Genomic DNA, 16,972 nt, shown 5'->3' with positions numbered 1-16,972 from the left:
CGCCGCTGCCCCGCCGCTGCCCCGCCGCTTGCCCCGGTCCCCCGGCTACTGTCCCCGCGGCTCCCCGACCGTCACCGCCGCGCCCGGCACCGGCCCGTAGGTGGCGTGCGCGGCCCGGCAGCTGCCGGAGGCCCGCAGCGCGGCCGCGACGGCCTCGGCGGCCTCGGCGTCCTTGGCCAGGAAGGCGCAGGTCGGCCCGGAGCCGGAGACCAGGGCGCCGATCGCACCGGCCCCGGTGCCCGCCCGCAGGGTGGCGGCGAGGGCGGGGCGCAGCGACAGGGCGGCCGGCTGGAGGTCGTTGGTCAGCGCGGCGGCCAGTGCGGCGGCGTCGCCGTCGGCGAGGGCCGCGAGCAGCGCGGGGTCGGCGTCGGGGGTGGCCACCTCGGTGTCGCTGGAGCCGGTGCCGGCCTCCTCGCGCAGACGGTCGCACTCGCGGAAGACCGCGGGTGTCGACAGACCGCCGTCGGCGACGGCGAAGACCCAGTGGTAGGTGCCGGCGACGGGCAGCGGCTCCAGGATCTCGCCCCGGCCGCGGCCCAGGGCGACGCCGCCGACCAGGGCGAACGGCACGTCGGAGCCGAGTTCGGCGGCGAGCTCCAGCAGCACCTCGACGGGTGTGCCGAGCTTCCACAGGGCGTCGCAGGCGACCAGCGCGGCCGCGCCGTCCGCGCTGCCCCCGGCCATGCCGCCGGCCACCGGGACGGCCTTGGCGATGTGCAGGTGGACGTCGGCCGCGGCGAGGCCGTGGTGGGCGGCGAGCAGCCGGGCGGCGCGGGCGGCGAGGTTGCTGTCGTCCAGCGGCACGGCGTCGGCGTCCGGCCCCGCGCAGCTGAGGGTGACGCCCGTGCCGGGTTCGCCGGCCGTCGCGGTCACCTCGTCGCCGAGGGCGACCGCGAAGAAGACATTGGCCAGGTCGTGGAAGCCGTCGGCGCGCAGTCCGCCGACCCCGAGCTGGACGTTGACCTTGGCGGGCACGCGTACCGTGACGGTCACTGGGAAACCCTTACTCCGGCTTGTGCTCGGCGATGGCGGCGAACTGCTCGACGGTGAGCATCTCGCCGCGCAGCTTGTGGTCGATCCCGGCGGCGGCGAGCGCCTGCTCGGCCCCGGCGGCGGAGCCGGCCCAGCCGGCCAGCGCGGCCCGCAGGGTCTTGCGGCGCTGGGCGAACGCGGCGTCGACGACCGCGAACACCTCCTCGCGGCTCGCGGTGGTGCTCGGCGGGTCGTGGCGGACCAGCGAGACCAGCCCGGAGTCGACGTTGGGGGCGGGCCAGAAGACGTTGCGGCCGATCGCACCGGCCCGCTTCACCTCGGCGTACCAGTTGGCCTTGACCGACGGGACGCCGTACACCTTGTTGCCCGGCTTGGCGGCGAGCCGGTCGGCGACCTCGCTCTGCACCATGACCAGGGTGCGCTCGATGCTGGGGAAGGTGGCGAGCATGTGCAGCAGCACCGGCACGGCCACGTTGTACGGCAGGTTGGCGACCAGCGCGGTTGGCGCGGGACCGGGCAGCTCGGTGACCAGCATGGCGTCGCTGAGCACCAGGTCGAAGGAGTCGGCCCGGCCCGGCATCCGGGCGGCCACGGTGTCCGGCAGGTGGCGGGCCAGTACCGGGTCGATCTCGACCGCGGTGACGTGCCGGGCGACCTCCAGCAGCGCGAGGGTCAGCGACCCGAGCCCGGGCCCGACCTCGACCACCGTGTCCTCGCCGGTCACCCCCGCGGCCCGGACGATCCGCCGCACGGTGTTGCCGTCGATGACGAAGTTCTGCCCGCGCTGCTTGGTCGGCCGAACGCCGAACGCTTCGGCCAGCGCCCGGATGTCCGCGCCGCCCAGCAAGGGCGTCTCCCCGGCCGAGGGCTGGGGGCGGCTGTCAGAGGTGGGGTCGGTGGTGCTCACCCGCCAAGGATACGGGCGCCCCGCCCCCTCACAGCTCGACGACCGCCGCGAGGTCGATCTCCACGGGGTAGGGCACCGAGGTCCGCAGCACGCCCTCGTGCTGGGCGACGAGAAGGTAGACGCCCTTCTCCTCGTCCCGGTGGAACTCATGGACGATCGGCAGGTCGTCCAGACCCCGTTCGACCCGCCAGTAGTACGGGATGCCCTTGTCCGCGTACTGCCCGGGCTTACGGAAGCGGTCGTTGGCCCGGGTGCCGTGCGAGACGACCTCGACCGTGAGCACCACGTTCCGGGGCGGGAGGCACTCCAGCTCGAAGACGTCGATGCCGGTCTTGTCGAACACGACCACGTCCGGCTTGGTCGTGTTGGCCTCGTCGAGCAGTACACAGCGCTCGACGTTGACCGCGTAGGGCGCGACCCGTGCGCCGCGAAGAGCTGAGTACAGCTCGTCCCGCACCTGGTCGTGCCACTGATTCGTCTGCCCCCGGACCACGATGACTCCGTCCACAAGATCCCAGTCGAACGGCAGATCAAGGTGCTTGGCCTGCTCGTACGTCCGCAGTTGGGACAGCGGGTGCGACGATTCGTGATGATCCTCAGCGGGTCCGTCGATCGGCATGGCGGTCATGGCCACCTCCCTCACTGCACTCATGCTAGCCAGCCTAGGAAGCCGCCAGGAGTGCCGAACCGTTTCTCCTGAACCAGACGTTCGTTCGAACAGGTCAGTACCCGAACGCCCGCGCCGTGTTCTCCGCGATCGCCGTGGCGAGCGCGTCCTCGTGCAGGCCCAGCGTCTCCGCCATCGACCGCACCGTGACCGGGATCAGGTACGGCGCGTTGGGGCGGCCGCGGTAGGGGTGCGGGGTGAGGAAGGGGGCGTCGGTCTCGACCAGGACCCGGTCCAGCGGGGTGACCGCCAGGGCGTCCCGCAGCGGCTGGTTGGCCTTGAAGGTGACCGGGCCGGCGAAGGAGAGGTACCAGCCGTGCTCGGCGCAGACCTTGGCCATCTCCGCGTCGCCGGAGTAGCAGTGGAAGACGGTCCGCTCGGGCGCGCCCTCCGCCAGCAGGACGGCGATGACGTCCTCGTGGGCGTCCCGGTCGTGGATCACCAGGGCCTTGCCGTGCCGCTTGGCCATCGCGATGTGGCGGCGGAACGACTCCTTCTGGATCTCCACGCCCTCCGGACCGGTGCGGAAGTAGTCGAGGCCGGTCTCGCCGACCGCGCGGACGTGCGGCAGCGCCGCGAGCGCGTCGATCTCGGCGAGCGCCGCGTCGAGCGCGGCCTGCCCACCGGGCTCGCGCCGCTGCCCGGACCAGCCGTCGGGGTCGCCGAGGAAGATCCGCGGCGCCTCGTTGGGGTGCAGGGCGACGGCGGCGTGCACCTGCTCGAACCGGGCCGCCAGTTCGGCGGCCCAGCGCGAGCCCGGCACGTCGCAGCCGACCTGGACGACGGTGGCCACCCCGACCGAGGCGGCCTTGGCGAGGCCCTCCTCGGGGGTACCGGACTGCATGTCCAGATGGGTGTGCGAGTCCGCCACCGCCACCGCCAGCGGGGCCGGCAGCGGCGGCGGGGTGGACCGCTCGTCGTCCTTCTTCGGCATCAGTCGTCGTCCTTCTCTGCCACGGAGACGGGCCTCAGGAGGCCGGCTTCTCCTCGAGACGCGGGAACAGGATGTCGCCCTTGGTGACGGTGGCGCCGGCCGGCAGCCGGCCCCACCGAGCCGCGTCGGCGACGGTCTGCTCCGCGAGCGCGCCCAGGCCCTCGGCGGCGCCCAGCGACTCCCAGAGCTTCTCGGCGGTGGCCGGCATGACGGGGTTGAGCAGCACCGCGGTGGCCCGCAGCGACTCGGCCGCCGTGTAGAGGATGGTGGCCAGCCGGTCCCGGCCCTCGGCCGAGTCGTCCTTGGCGACCTTCCACGGCTCCTGCTCGGTGAGGTAGCCGTTGACCTGCTTGATGAACTCGAAGATCGCCGCGAGTCCGCCGGCGAAGTCGAGCTCCTCGCCGATCTTCCGGTCCGCGGTCGCGACCGCCGCCGCGAGGCCCTCGGTGACGGCCTGCTCGGCGGCGCCCGGCGCCGCGGCGGCCGGCAGCACGCCGTCGAAGTACTTGCCGACCATGGCCGCCACCCGGGAGGCCAGGTTGCCGAAGTCGTTCGCCAGCTCGGAGGTGTACCGGGCGCTGAAGTCCTCCCAGGAGAACGAGCCGTCGGTACCGAACGGGATCGCCCGCAGGAAGTAGTAGCGGTAGGCGTCCACGCCGAAGTGCGAGGTCAGGTCGGTGGGCGAGATGCCGGTCAGATTGGACTTGGACATCTTCTCGCCGCCGACCATCAGCCAGCCGTTGGCGACGACCCGCTTCGGCAGCGGCAGCCCCGCGGCCATCAGCATCGCGGGCCAGATCACCGCGTGGAAGCGCAGGATGTCCTTGCCGACCAGGTGCACCGAGGCCGGCCACAGCTCGGCGAACCGCTCCGGGTCGGCGCCGTAGCCGGCCGCGGTGATGTAGTTCTGCAGCGCGTCCACCCACACGTACAGGACGTGCTTGTCGTCCCAGGGCAGCGGGACGCCCCAGTCGAAGGTGGAGCGGGAGATGGAGAGGTCCTGGAGGCCCTGCTCGACGAAGCGGAGCACCTCGTTGCGGGCCGACTCCGGGGCGATGAAGCCGGGGTTCTCGGCGTAGAAGTCCAGCAGCTTCGGGCCGTACGCGGAGAGGCGGAAGAAGTAGTTCTCCTCCTCCAGCCACTCGACCGGCTTCTTGTGGATCGGGCAGAGCTTCTCGCCCTCGGAGGCGCCGTCGAGCAGTTCGGCGGGGAGCTTGTACTCCTCGCAGCCGACGCAGTACGGGCCGGAGTAGCCGCCCTTGTAGATCTCGCCCTTGTCGAACAGGTCCTGGACGAACTCCTGCACCCGGGCGGTGTGCCGCTCCTGGGTGGTGCGGATGAAGTCGTCGTTGGCGATCTCCAGGTGCTGCCAGAGCGGCTTCCAGGCCTCCTCGACCAGCTTGTCGCACCACTCCTGCGGGGTGACGCCGTTGGCCTCCGCGGTGCGCAGGATCTTCTGACCGTGCTCGTCGGTGCCGGTCAGGTACCACACCCGCTCGCCGCGCTGGCGGTGCCAGCGGGTCAGTACGTCGCCCGCCACGGTGGTGTACGCGTGGCCCAGGTGGGGGCGATCGTTGACGTAGTAGATCGGGGTGGTGACGTAGTACGCGGGAGTGGTGCCCCCGGTGGTGCTGTGGTCTGCAGTGGCCGCCATGGTCGGCAAGCTTAGTCGGGCCCGGGTCCGGGCCCGACCGCCGCTGCCACCGTCAGCCGCGCATGCGCGCCCAGAACCGCGCCCAGCGCCCGCCCGAGGGGGCGGTCCGCACCGGCCGGGCCGTGGCGGGGGCGGCGGCCGGCTCCGCGTGCGACGGGTATCCGGGGGCGTGCTCCCACGGCTTGTCCTGCCCGGCCACCCGGCCCTCGCGCATGATCCGGACGGTGTGGCCGCCGCAGCCCGGGCAGGTCGGCTTGAGCAGCGGCGACGGCACCCGGACTCCGTTGGCGTGGTACTCGAACACGACGCGCCCGTCCCGGGCCACGTGGTGCTCGATGTCGTACGCCTGCTCCCAGCCGTACCCGCAGCTCAGGCACACGAAGGAGTAGGCCTCCCGGACGGTCTCGACGGGGGTGTGCGCCCGGCCGCTCGGGCCGGCGCCGCTCGGGCCGGGGTCGCTCAGGGCGTTGCCACCGCGGGGGCTACCGATCGTCTCGCTCATAGCCGTCTCCCAGCGCCCGCCGGGCGCTCGCCCGGCTGGGTCTTTCCATCCGAGGAAATGCCCGGAACGTCCCGGGCGATGCCCGTCTTGTGAAGACTTGGAGGGGGGTTGGGAAGCCCTATACGAAAGGGTGGGTCCTGTCCGAAAACCTCGACCGAAGCTTCAACTCGACGGGCGTTTACCCGGGGCCTTCTCTCCAAGGTACGCGTCCGCGCGCCCGGCGGCACCTCGTCCACGAACTGTGCGTACTCGCAGCTCAGGCGCCTGCCGGGGCGCTTTCCGACCGTCCGTCGACCGTTCCCGACCGGATTCCCGGCCGCCACCCCGACCGGATTCCCCGCCGGCCCGGCCGCCTCCCCGCCGCCGCACGACCACCGCACGACCGCCCTCCGGCCGACCGCTCAGCCGGCTCCCCCCGCGGCGGCGTTCTTGACCGCCACCACCGCGTCGAACACCTCGCGCTTGGGCAGCGAGAGCTCCGCCGCGACCGCCGCGATCGCCTCCTTGCGCCGCTCCCCGGCCTCCTCCCGCACGGCCACCAGCCGCGCCAGCTCGGCCGGGCCCAGCTCCTTCGGCGCGGCCGGCGGCGCACCCGCCACGACCACCGTGATCTCGCCCCTGACCCCCTCGGCCGCCCAGGCGGCCAGGTCGCCCAGCGGCCCGCGCTTGACCTCCTCGTAGGTCTTGGTCAGCTCCCGGCAGACGGCGGCGGGCCGCTCGGGGCCGAACGCCTCCGCCATCGCGGCGAGTGCCTCCGCGATCCGGTGCGGGGCCTCGAAGAAGACCATGGTGCGCGGCTCGGCGGCGACCGAGGCCAGCTGCCGGGCCCGGTCGCCGTTCTTGCGCGGCAGGAAGCCCTCGAAGGTGAACCGGTCGACCGGCAGCCCGGACAGCGCCAGCGCGGTGAGCACCGCGGACGGGCCCGGCACCGCGGTCACCTTGAGGCCGGCGGCCACGGCGGCGGCCACCAGCCGGTAGCCGGGGTCGGAGACGGACGGCATCCCGGCGTCGGTGACCAGCAGGACGCGGGCCCCGCCGAGCAGCGCTTCGACGAGTTCGGGGGTGCGCCCGACCTCGTTGCCCTCGAAATAGGAGACCACCCGCCCGGCCGGGGTCACCCCGAGAGCCTGGGTGAGCCGGCGCAGTCGCCGGGTGTCCTCCGCCGCGATGACGTCCGCTGCGGCCAGCTCGGTGAGCAGCCTGGGCGGGGCGTCCGCGACGTCGCCGATGGGTGTTCCTGCCAGTACGAGTACTCCTGTCACGGACCCCATCCTTCCAGCAACCGGCCGCCGGGTGCTTTTGGTGACGATTCGGGCAGCTTCGGAGGGAGCCGTCCCACCGTCGTGACGCACCCCTACCATGTGGCGGATGAACGGCGACACGGCGGCGCAGACGCCCACTGGTACAGACCTCACCGCGCGAGGTGGCGTCGGCGGGCCGGTCCTGGCGGACCAGCCGTCGCCCGCCCTGCCGGGCCCGCGCGACCCGGCCGGCGGCGCCGCCGCCGAGGGTGCTCCCGCCACCGACGGCGGTACCGGCGGCCCCTCCGAAGCGGGCGGACCCGAACCCGGCCCGGACGGACCAGGACCGGACGGACCCGGCGGCTCCATACCCGCCCCGCCCCCGCCGCGCCCCGCCTGGCTGCGCGGCCTGGCCCGGTTCGGCTACGCCCCGGCCCCCGCCGCGACCACGGCCGAGCGCCTGGTCCCGCCGATGCCGGACGGCCCGGGCGTCACCCCGAAGCGGGTGCCGCCGTCCCCGCTGCTGCTCCGTCTCGGCCTCGCCCTGCCGGAGCCGCTGTGGTCCTGGCTCTGCCGCTGGGCCGGCTGGCTCGGCCCGCTCGCGGTGACGCTGTTCGCCGGCGTGCTGCGGTTCGCCGACCTCGGCTCGCCGAACGCGATCGTCTTCGACGAGACCTACTACGCCAAGGACGCCTACGCGCTCTGGCACGGCGGCTACGAGATCAGCTGGCCGGACGGCGCCAACGAACAGATCATGGCCGGCGGCCCGGTCCCCTACCGGTCGAACCCCTCGTACGTGGTGCACCCGCCGGTCGGCAAGTGGATCATCGGCGCCGGTGAGCAGCTGTTCGGGATGAACCCCTTCGGCTGGCGGTTCGCGGTGGCGCTGCTCGGCACCCTGTCGGTGCTGATGCTGGCGAGGATCGCCCGCCGGCTGTTCCGCTCGACCCTGCTGGGCTGCGTGGCGGGCCTGCTGCTCGCCGTGGACGGCCTGCACTTCGTGATGAGCCGGTCCGCGCTGCTGGACCTGGTGGTGATGTTCTGGATCGTCGCCGCCTTCGGCTTCCTGCTGCTGGACCGCGACCGCACCCGGGCCCGGATCGCCGCCCGGCTGGCCGCCCTCGGCGACGGCGGCCCGGACGCGGGGATCGCCCACCGGCTCGGCCTGGGCTGGCGCCCGTACCGCGTCGCGGCCGGCGTCTGCGTCGGCCTGACCTGCGCGACCAAGTGGAGCGGCCTCTACGTGGCGGCCGCCTTCGGCCTGCTGACGGTGCTGTGGGACGCCGGTTCGCGGCGGCTGGCCGGGGCCGACCACCCCTACCGGTGGACCCTGGTCCGGGACGCGGTGCCGGCCTTCGTCTCGCTCGTGGTGGTCCCGGTGGCCGTCTACATCGCCTCCTGGTGGGGCTGGTTCGCCAGCAGCACGGTGCCGAACCAGGGCGGCTACGGCCGGGACTGGGCGGTCGGTCGGTCCACCGACTTCCCGTGGATCCCGGAAGGCCTGCGCGCGCTCTGGCACTACCACTCGACGGTCTACGACTTCCACACCCATCTGAGCGACCCGCACACCTACCAGTCGAACCCCTGGAGCTGGCTGGTGCTGGGCCGGCCGGTGTCGTTCTTCTACGAGTCGCCGAAGCAGGGCACGGCCGGCTGCACGGTGAGCGAGTGCGCCCGCGAGGTGCTCGGCATCGGCACCCCGCTGCTCTGGTGGACCGGTGTGATCGCCCTGGTCTACTGCCTGTGGCGGTGGGCGGCCCGGCGTGACTGGCGGGCCGGCGCGGTGCTCTGCGGCCTCGCCGCCGGCTACCTGCCCTGGTTCGCCTACCAGCAGCGGACGATCTTCCTGTTCTACGCGGTCTGCTTCGTGCCCTTCCTGGTGCTCGCGGTGACCATGCTGCTCGGCGCGCTGGTCGGACCCGCCGGGGTCTCCCGGGACCGCCGGGTCATCGGCGGGGCGGCGGCCGGCCTGGTGGTCCTGCTGATCATGTGGAACTTCCTCTTCTTCCACCCCCTCTACACGGGCGGGACGATCCCGATGGAGGACTGGCGCAAGCGGATGTGGTTCAACACCTGGATCTGACGGCCGGGGGCGCGCGGGGGCGGTGCCGGGCGGCGGAGCGTACCGGAGTGGTACGCGACACGTACCAGATCCGTCACAAGACCCCGCCCTTTCGTCGGGACACGGAGTCCGGCTGCCTAGGCTGGACTCCGAACGCGCATCCGGCCACGTCCGGCTGCGGCCCGACCGCCTGACCCTTGGGGGAACATCACCATGCGCAATGGCGCGAAGACCGGCATCATCACCGGCGTGGCCGTCGCCGTGCTCGCCGCGGGCGGCTACGGGGCGTACAGCCTCGTCGGCGGCTCCGACGACAAGGACGCCCCGGCCGCCAAGAAGGCGCGCACGGTGGTCGCCGAGCCCCCGAGCGCCGAGCAGGCGGCGGCCGGCACCAAGGACTTCCTGGACGCGTGGGCGGCCGGCGACCTCGCCAAGGCGGCCTCGCTGACCGACGACCCGGCGGGCGCCACCACCGCGCTGACCGCGTTCCGGGACCAGGTGAAGCCGAGCGGGCTCACCCTGGCCCCGGCCGGCCCGGCCACCCCCGCGGCCTTCGCCTCGGCCACCGGCTCCCCGAGCGCCGCCGCCAAGCCCCCGGCCACCGCCCCGGCCGCGCCGACCCCCGGCGCCACCGACTCGCCGTCGGCCACCGCCCCGGCCACCCCGGCCGCCCCCGCCGGGGTGCTGATGGGCTTCAAGGCCCGCGCCGAGTTCGAGGGCACCAACCGGGTCTGGGACTACAGCGGCTTCCTGAGCGTCGTGAAGATGAGCGACAACACCCCGGCCGTGCACTGGGCGCCCTCGGTGATCCACCCGCACCTGGCCCCGGGCGAGACGATCGGCGTGCAGCCGCTGCCCCCGCTGGCCGGCAACGTGGTGGACCGCAACAACAAGCCGCTGACCGGCGCGTCGATCACCCCGCTGATCCCGACCCTGCAGGCCAAGGTCGCCAAGCTCCTCGCGGACCAGAACAAGGACCAGAACGACAACGGCACCGGCGTGGTGATCACCAACGCGGCCGACCAGAACAGCGTGCCCGACCGGCTGTTCACCATCGTCGACCCGAAGCCCCCGAAGCCGTTCAAGCTGACCATCGACAACACCCTGCAAGCCGCCGCCGAGAAGGCGATGACCGACCTGGGCGGCAAGAAGGGCTCGATCGTCGCCATCGAGCCGAGCACCGGTCAGGTCCTGGCCTTCGCCAACGCACCGGTCACCGGTCTGAACCGGGCCTTCCAGGGCCAGCTCGCCCCGGGCTCCACGCTGAAGATCCTCACCTCCACCGCCCTGCTGGAGGCCGGGGTCAACCCGGACACCCCGGTGGCCTGCCCGACCCTGAGCAGCAACCCGAAGAAGATCCCGAACTCGTTCCCCGACGCGTACCCGAACAACACCCTGCAGCAGGACTTCATGATCTCCTGCAACACCGCCTTCATCGACCAGGGCCTGACCAGCCTCAAGCCGGGCGCGCTGACCACCACGGCCAAGGACGTGTACGGCATCGGCCTGAACTGGCAGACCGGTCTGCCCAGCTTCGACGCGGTGGTGCCGGACGCCGGCACCAACAAGGACGAGCAGGCCATGCAGTCGATCGGCCAGGGCAAGGTCCAGATGAACCCGCTGGCCATCGCCTCGATCACGGCCACCGTGCAGAGCGGCTCCTTCAAGCAGCCGATCCTGGTCGCCGAGCTGCCGCAGCAGAAGGCCCCCCGGGACCTCGGCCCCGACGTCGCCGGCAAGCTGCGCCAGATGATGGCCGCCACCGCCACCGGCGGCACCGCCAAGGACGTGATGGCCGGGATCTCCGACAACGCGGGTGCCAAGACCGGCTCGGCCGAGGCCACCGGCATCGCGACCACCAACAGCTGGTTCACCGCCTACCGGGGCAACCTGGCGATCGCCGCCGAGGTCGAGGGCGGCGGCCACGGTGTGGACGCGGCCGGCCCCGCCGTCGCCTCGATCATCAAGGCGGCCGGCAACCGCTGACCGGCAACCGGCTGCCCGGGCCGGCAGCCGCCGACCCGACCGGGCCCGTCCTACCTCACCGGTAGGGCGGGCCCGGCCCGGTTGAGCAGGCAGGCCGACCGGACCGGCGGCCGGGCGCCGCTCCACCGCCGGGCCGCCAGCCGGGGCCAGATCACCAGCACCGCCGGCAGCGCCAGGTATCCGAACCGCCCGGCCGGTGCCAGCATGAAGGCGATCGCCAGCCCGGTGGCCAGCAGGTCGGCGGCGGCGATCGCGGAGACCGGCGGCCGGGCCAGCAGCCAGATCGTCACCCCGAGCCCGCTCACCGTCAGCAGCACCAGCGAGGCGGTGTGCCCGGTGGGCCCGAAGCCGGCCAGCACCTTGCCGGGCAGCGGACTGCCGGCCGGCGTCTGGATCGCGGTCAGCCCGAGCGGGAAGCGCACCACCTGGTCGCGCAGTTCCTCCGCCCGGGTCAGGACGTAGGGCACCATCACGGCGCACGCCGCGCCGAGCGCGGTCAGCCCGGCCCGGGCGGCCGGACGCCGGCCGTAGAGCCGCCAGAGCAGCAGCACGGCCACCGGCAGTGCCGGCCAGACCGTCCACTTCAGGGTCCCGGCCAGGGCCAGCACCAGTCCGGCGGCGATCGTCCGGTCCCGCTCGGCCAGCGCCATCGCCAGACAACAGAGGCCGATCAGCGGCAGGTCGACCCCGCCGCCGACGAGCGCCAGCGCGACCAGCGGGGAGGCGGTGAGTGAGGTCAGCGGCAGCAGCGGGGCGCGGTCCCGGCTCGGCCGCAGCAGCCGCCAGCTCGCCAGCAGACAGGCGACGAAGGCCAGCGCGAACCAGATCCGGGCGTCCCCGGCCAGCCGGGCGAGCGCGTTGCCGTCGCCGAACAGCGCCCGCGGCACCCCGAACAGCGACATCGCCGGCAGGTAGGGGTTGTAGTCGGTGACCACCACCGGATCGGGCAGGTACGGGCTCCCGGTGCTGAAGAGCAGCCGCGCGGAGCGCTCGACCACCATCACCTCGGACTGGTGGCGCCCCTGCAGCACGAGGACCACCAGCGGCACCAGGACGGCGCCGAGCAGGGCCGCCGCGGCCCCGGCACGGGCCGCGATCCGACGCGGGAGGAACAGGCAGAACAGCCCGGCGAGCAGGTAGGCGGGGGCCGCGAGGGTGCCCCAGAGGCGCTGGTTGGGGAGGTCGGAGACGATCGGGAATCCGGCCGCCCAGCCGGCCGCGACCAGGCAGCCGAGCAGTTGGACGCCCCGGTGTCCGGCGAGCCGGGCCGGATTCAGCCGATCGGGCGTGGGCGGTGGACCCTCCTCGCCACGCTGGCGGGGGAACGGCCGGTGGCCCCGGTCGCCGGGCGGTCGTCCGGCTCCGGCCGCGGGCACGGCCGCGACGGGCGCCGTCGGCGTCGCGCTCCGGCCGGTGAAGCGGCCGCGCGGGCGGGAGAAGCCGGGCGTGCGGGTGCTCACCATGGTGGAAGGGTAGGGCCGGGGGTGGTGCGCTGTCGCCATGCGACGGACACGAGTGTCCGGTGCCCCGGCCCCGCACACCGGCGGGGACAGCGGCGGGGACACGGGCGGGGACACCGGCGGGCGAACCGCCGCGAACAGTCGTGGGAACGCCGGTCGGGACCCGGACGGGGCCGCCCGTGGAGGGCTGTCCCCCGGGTGGCCCCGTCCACGGCGCAGGGGCGTGTCAACCGACCTTGGACGCGGCGACCGCCGGCTCCCCGGCCCGCTCCAGCTTGGAGTGCTTGATGCTGTAGCCGAAGTACACGGCCACCGCGACCACCAGGGCGGCCCCGCCCGCCATGAAGGTGTCCGCGTGCAGCCCGGTGATCAGATAGGCGCAGAAGCCGACACTGGCCAGCGGGACGACCGGGTAGCCCGGCACCCGGAAGCCGCGCGGCAGGTCGGGCTGGGTGCGGCGGAGCACCATCACACCGATCGAGACCACCGAGAAGGCGATCAGGGTGCCCAGACTGGTGATGTCGGCCAGCCGCTCCAGCGGGACGAAGGCGGCGAGCATGCCGACGCCCAGGCCGACCACGATGGTGTTCCAGACCGGCGTGCCGGTGCGCGGCGAGAGCTCGGCGAAGCGCTTGGGCAGCATGCCGTCGCGGCCCATCGAGTACAGGATGCGGGTCTGGCCGTAGATGACCACCAGGGTGATCGAGAAAATCGAGACGATGGCACCGATCGCGAACAGGATGGCGGGCCAGCTCTGGCCGGTGATGTCTTGGAGGATCTGGGCGAGGCCGGCCTCCTGGCCGTCGAACCTCTGCCACGGCTGGGCACCGATGCCGGCCAGGGCCACCAGGATGTACAGCACGGTGACCACCACCAGCGAGATGATGATCGCCATCGGCAGGGTGCGCCGGGGGTCCTTGACCTCCTCACCGGCGGTGGACACGGCGTCCAGGCCGATGAAGGAGAAGAAGATGCTGGAGGCCGCGACCTGGACGCCGCCGATGCCCAGCGGCATGAACGGGGTCAGGTTGCCGGAGTGGAAGCCGGTCAGCGCGACCCCGACGAACAGCAGCAGGATCAGGATCTTGACGGCGACCATGGCCGTGTTGACCTTGACCGACTCGCTGACGCCGCGGATCAGCAGGAAGCAGACCATGGCGACCAGCAGCAGCGCCGGCAGGTTGAACCAGTGGCCGTCGCCGGGCGCGCCGGAGAGCGCGTCCGGGATCCTGAAACCGAACGCCAGGTCGAAGAACTTGTTCAGGTACTCGGCCCAGCTGACCGCGATCGCGGAGGCCGAGACGCCGTACTCCATCAGCAGGCAGATGCCGACGCCGAAGGCCACCCCCTCGCCGAGGGTGGCGTAGGCGTAGGAGTAGGAGGACCCGCTGACCGGGATCGCGGAGGCCATCTCGGCGTAGCAGAGCGCGGTGAGGCCGGCGGTGACGGCGGCGATCACGAACGAGAGGATGACGGCCGGGCCGGCCGACGGCACGGCGCTGTTCAGCACGAAGAAGATGCCGGTGCCGATGGTGGCGCCGATGCCGATCGCGGACAGCTGCCAGAGCCCGATCGAGCGCCGCAGATGGATGCCGGAACGGCCGCCCTCCTCGGGCGCCCCGGCGGGCGGGCCCTCACGGCCTTCGCTCTCGGCGATCAGGGTGGAGACGGGCTTGCGCCTGAGGAGGCGTGCGCCGAGCGTGTTGCTGGCCAAAACGAGGGTGTCCTTCTAGGCGGGGGAGGGTGTCCTAGTGGCCGGTCGCTCAACACACACCGAAGGGTGTCATCGGGGACCAACCGAACAAAGATGGGACAGTACCGCGCGAAAGCACCAGTGTCGCAAACGAACAGTCCTGGCGCGCGCATTGTACGAACCGTCGCATCGGCATGCACAAACCGGACACTTCGCAAACGGCGGATCTCCGGGCGAGCGGATAAAGCAGCAGGTCACAGCCGTCGGTAAGGAGCCCACCGGGCCGGCACCGCCTGCATCACGGCCCGCGCGACCGCCACCGGCGGCACCCCGTCCGGCGGCACCGCGTCCGGGCCGGCCGGCGACGCTTTCGGCGCCCACCCGGATGCCGCCGCGCGGCCGGGAGTACCGCTCGACGACGAGCCGCCGGTCGGCGCTGCCGCGGTTCGGCCCGTCCGCCCGGTTCACCCGGTGTGTCCCGCCGCATCGCCCGTTGGCCACGGCGAACTGATGGTCCCTAGGATCGGCGGGTGATTACCGGACGACGACCGAAGGCCAGGCTCGGCAGCCTGCTGGCCGCCCTGGCGATAACGGGCGGGGCGCTGCTCAGCGGCCTGCCCGCCCATGCCGACGAACCATCAGCCGGCCCAGCCGGCAGGGAGGCCCCGCGGGTCGACCTCGTACTGGATGTCAGCGGCTCCATGCGCGAGGCGGACATCCAGGGGAAGACCCGTATCTCGGTGGCCCAGCAGTCCCTGAGCGACGTCATCGACGCCCTGCCCGCCGAGACCGAGTTCGGCATCCGCACCCTGGGCGCCAACTACCCCGGCACCGACAAGGCCCAGGGCTGCCTGGACAGCAAGCAGCTCTTCCCGGTCGGGAAGACCAACAAGACCGAGGCCAAGACCGCCGTCGCGACCCTGCGGCCCACCGGCTTCACCCCGATCGGCCTGGCGCTGCGCGGCGCCGCCCAGGACCTCGGCAAGGGCGAGACCACCCGCCGGGTGGTGCTGATCACCGACGGCGAGGACACCTGCACCCCGCCCGACCCCTGCGACGTCGCCCGCGAACTCGCCGCCCAGGGCATCCACCTGGTGGTCGACACCCTGGGCCTGGCCCACGACGACAAGACCCGCCAGCAGTTGCTCTGCATCGCCAACGCCACCGGCGGCACCTACACCGACGTGCGCACCCAGGAGCAGCTCACCGAGAAGGTGAAGCAGCTGGTCGACCGCTCCAACGACACCTACACGGTCGCCCCGGTGAAGACCGCCGGCACCGACAAGTGCGAGTCCGCCCCGGTCCTCACCCCGGGCGTCTACAGCGACCGCGAGAAGTTCTCCGAGCACCGCGTCTACCGCGTCCCGGTCAGGGCCGGCCAGGAGCTGCGCGCCTCGGTCAGCGTCGCCCTGGACCGCCCGGTGGCCCGCGACTACGGCGTCCTGCTCCAGGCCACCAGCACCACCGGCCAGGAACTGGTCCGCGGCACCGACGCCGGCAGCAGCCGCACCGACGTGGTCTCCACCGGCCTGCGCTGGTCGGCCGCCGCCTCCAAGGGCTACGCCACCGCCACCGCGTCCGCCTCGCCGAGCGGCAAGCCGGAGACCAATGTCTGCCTGGTCGTCTCCAACTCGCTGGCCCCGCAGGCCGGCGCGGCGGCCGACCCCGGCCTGCCGCTGGAGCTGACGGTCGACCTGACCGCCGCCTCCCCCGCCCCGGACGGCCCGGCGATGGGTCTGGGCCGCGGCTGGATCCTGCTGCTGGTGCTCACCCTGGCCGGCCTGCTGACCGGCCTGCTGTTCGGCTGGATCGCGCGCTGGCGGATCGCTGTCTGGCAGGAGAACTGACCATGCGTACGACCTTCCTCCGCACCGCCGCGGCCGCCCTGGCCGTGTTCCCGGCGCTCCTGCTCGCGGCCCCGGCCGCCACGGCCGCCTCGCCCTCGCCGAGTGCGAGCGGCACCCCGGCCCCGGCCAACAAGGCCGGCACCTCCTTCCTGACCGCCGTCAACCTGGCGCCCGGCCAGGACGCCAGGGTGGACGTCTCCACCGGCGACTACCTGTACTGGGCCTTCGGCGCCGCCGAGGGCCGGACCGCCAAGGTGGACCTCACGGTCTCCCTGGCCCCGTCCGCCGACCGGCACGGCCCGCAGACCTGGAACGTCGAGGTGTTCGACGGGCTTCGCCGCCGCCAGTCCTGCACCGACGGCATCCAGAACGCGACCGCCGAGCAGGCCGCCGGCTCGCTGGCGCTCAGCTGCACCCTGCGCGAGATCCGCTCCTGGGCCGAGCCGTGGTCCGGCGACCCGCTGCCCGGCACCTACTACGTCCGGCTCTCGGTGGCCGACGCCCCGCAGCCCGACCTGGGCCTGGCCGCCGCGGTGCAGCTGCGGGTGACCGCCAAGGGCGACGAGGACAACGCCCAGCCGGAGGGCGGCGAGCTCAAGGCCCCGCTGGTCCCGCCGGTCGGCGGCGGCGCCGCGACCGCCAAGGCGGCGGCCCCGGAGGAGTCCGAGGAGCACTGGTACACCGGCTGGTTCTCCGGCTGGAACAGCCGCTGGTTCTGGACCCTGGCCGGCGGCACGCTGGCCGCCCTGGCGGGCGTCGCCGGCTACACCCTGACCCGCCATCCGCGCGGCCGCCGGCCGGCCCGCTACGGCTCGGTGCCGCCGCAGTCCGGCGCCCCGCAGCCGGGCCCGTACGCGGGCTCCGGCCAGTCCTGACCCGCCCGGACCCCGAGGGCCGGACCGGAGACCACTCCGGTCCGGCCCTCACCCGTTCCCGACCGCCCCGACCCCACGCCGACCCCACGCCGACCCCGCGCCGGTCCGGGCGTGATCCGTCTCATACCCGCCGGAACGCCGCTGTGGCACC

General features: G+C 73.4%; 13 protein-coding genes. 4 read left to right on the top strand and 9 right to left on the bottom strand.

Annotated elements, in window-relative coordinates; all coding sequences use genetic code 11:
- Positions 1–45 precede the first annotated feature (45 nt).
- The 7 genes from SM793_RS00795 to rsmI all read right to left on the bottom strand — a co-directional run bounded on the left by SM793_RS00795 (position 46) and on the right by rsmI (position 6,919).
- Positions 46–993, bottom strand: coding sequence for a 4-(cytidine 5'-diphospho)-2-C-methyl-D-erythritol kinase (locus SM793_RS00795; protein ID WP_320435983.1), 948 nt, complete (start codon positions 991–993; stop codon positions 46–48).
- A gap of 10 nt (positions 994–1,003) precedes the next feature.
- Positions 1,004–1,900 carry a 16S rRNA (adenine(1518)-N(6)/adenine(1519)-N(6))-dimethyltransferase RsmA gene (gene rsmA, locus SM793_RS00790; protein WP_320435982.1) on the bottom strand — a complete coding sequence of 299 codons (897 nt, stop codon included), beginning with the start codon at positions 1,898–1,900 and terminating at the stop codon, positions 1,004–1,006.
- Between the two features lie 28 nt (positions 1,901–1,928).
- Positions 1,929–2,552: a Uma2 family endonuclease gene (locus tag SM793_RS00785; RefSeq protein ID WP_320435981.1), complete on the bottom strand. Its 624-nt coding sequence runs from the start codon at positions 2,550–2,552 to the stop codon at positions 1,929–1,931.
- A gap of 70 nt (positions 2,553–2,622) precedes the next feature.
- The gene (locus SM793_RS00780; protein WP_320435980.1) at positions 2,623–3,501 is read right to left on the bottom strand and encodes a TatD family hydrolase; all 879 of its coding nucleotides are present in this window, start codon (positions 3,499–3,501) and stop codon (positions 2,623–2,625) included.
- Between the two features lie 34 nt (positions 3,502–3,535).
- Positions 3,536–5,155: a methionine--tRNA ligase gene (gene metG, locus SM793_RS00775; RefSeq protein WP_320435979.1), complete on the bottom strand. Its 1,620-nt coding sequence runs from the start codon at positions 5,153–5,155 to the stop codon at positions 3,536–3,538.
- Positions 5,156–5,207: 52 nt separating this feature from the next.
- The gene (locus tag SM793_RS00770; RefSeq protein WP_320435978.1) at positions 5,208–5,657 is read right to left on the bottom strand and encodes a hypothetical protein; all 450 of its coding nucleotides are present in this window, start codon (positions 5,655–5,657) and stop codon (positions 5,208–5,210) included.
- Between the two features lie 401 nt (positions 5,658–6,058).
- Positions 6,059–6,919, bottom strand: coding sequence for a 16S rRNA (cytidine(1402)-2'-O)-methyltransferase (rsmI, locus tag SM793_RS00765; protein WP_320435977.1), 861 nt, complete (start codon positions 6,917–6,919; stop codon positions 6,059–6,061).
- Positions 6,920–7,025: 106 nt separating this feature from the next.
- On the opposite strand from rsmI, the gene SM793_RS00760 reads away from it, so the two are divergent.
- A complete protein-coding gene (locus SM793_RS00760) occupies positions 7,026–8,981 on the top strand; it encodes a dolichyl-phosphate-mannose--protein mannosyltransferase (protein WP_320435976.1) in 1,956 nt (651 codons plus the stop codon).
- Between the two features lie 192 nt (positions 8,982–9,173).
- Entirely contained in the window at positions 9,174–10,946 is a 1,773-nt protein-coding gene (locus SM793_RS00755; protein WP_320435975.1) for a penicillin-binding transpeptidase domain-containing protein, read from the top strand.
- Positions 10,947–10,996: 50 nt separating this feature from the next.
- On the opposite strand, the gene SM793_RS00750 is transcribed toward SM793_RS00755, so the two are convergent.
- The gene (locus tag SM793_RS00750; protein WP_320435974.1) at positions 10,997–12,409 is read right to left on the bottom strand and encodes a glycosyltransferase 87 family protein; all 1,413 of its coding nucleotides are present in this window, start codon (positions 12,407–12,409) and stop codon (positions 10,997–10,999) included.
- Positions 12,410–12,632: 223 nt separating this feature from the next.
- Positions 12,633–14,120: an APC family permease gene (locus SM793_RS00745; protein ID WP_320435973.1), complete on the bottom strand. Its 1,488-nt coding sequence runs from the start codon at positions 14,118–14,120 to the stop codon at positions 12,633–12,635.
- Between the two features lie 509 nt (positions 14,121–14,629).
- Between SM793_RS00745 and SM793_RS00740 the strand changes: the two genes are divergently transcribed.
- On the top strand, positions 14,630–15,946 hold the full coding sequence (locus SM793_RS00740; protein WP_320435972.1) for a VWA domain-containing protein: 1,317 nt from the start codon (positions 14,630–14,632) through the stop codon (positions 15,944–15,946).
- Positions 15,947–15,948: 2 nt separating this feature from the next.
- On the top strand, positions 15,949–16,821 hold the full coding sequence (locus tag SM793_RS00735) for a peptidase (protein ID WP_320435971.1): 873 nt from the start codon (positions 15,949–15,951) through the stop codon (positions 16,819–16,821).
- Positions 16,822–16,972 lie beyond the last annotated feature (151 nt).

The sequence above is a fragment of the Kitasatospora purpeofusca genome (assembly GCF_034043715.1).
In the GTDB taxonomy this organism is placed as follows: Bacteria; Actinomycetota; Actinomycetes; order Streptomycetales; family Streptomycetaceae; genus Kitasatospora; species Kitasatospora purpeofusca_A.
Note: the sequence above shows the minus strand (reverse complement) of the source record. Positions and strands in the feature narration are given on the sequence as shown.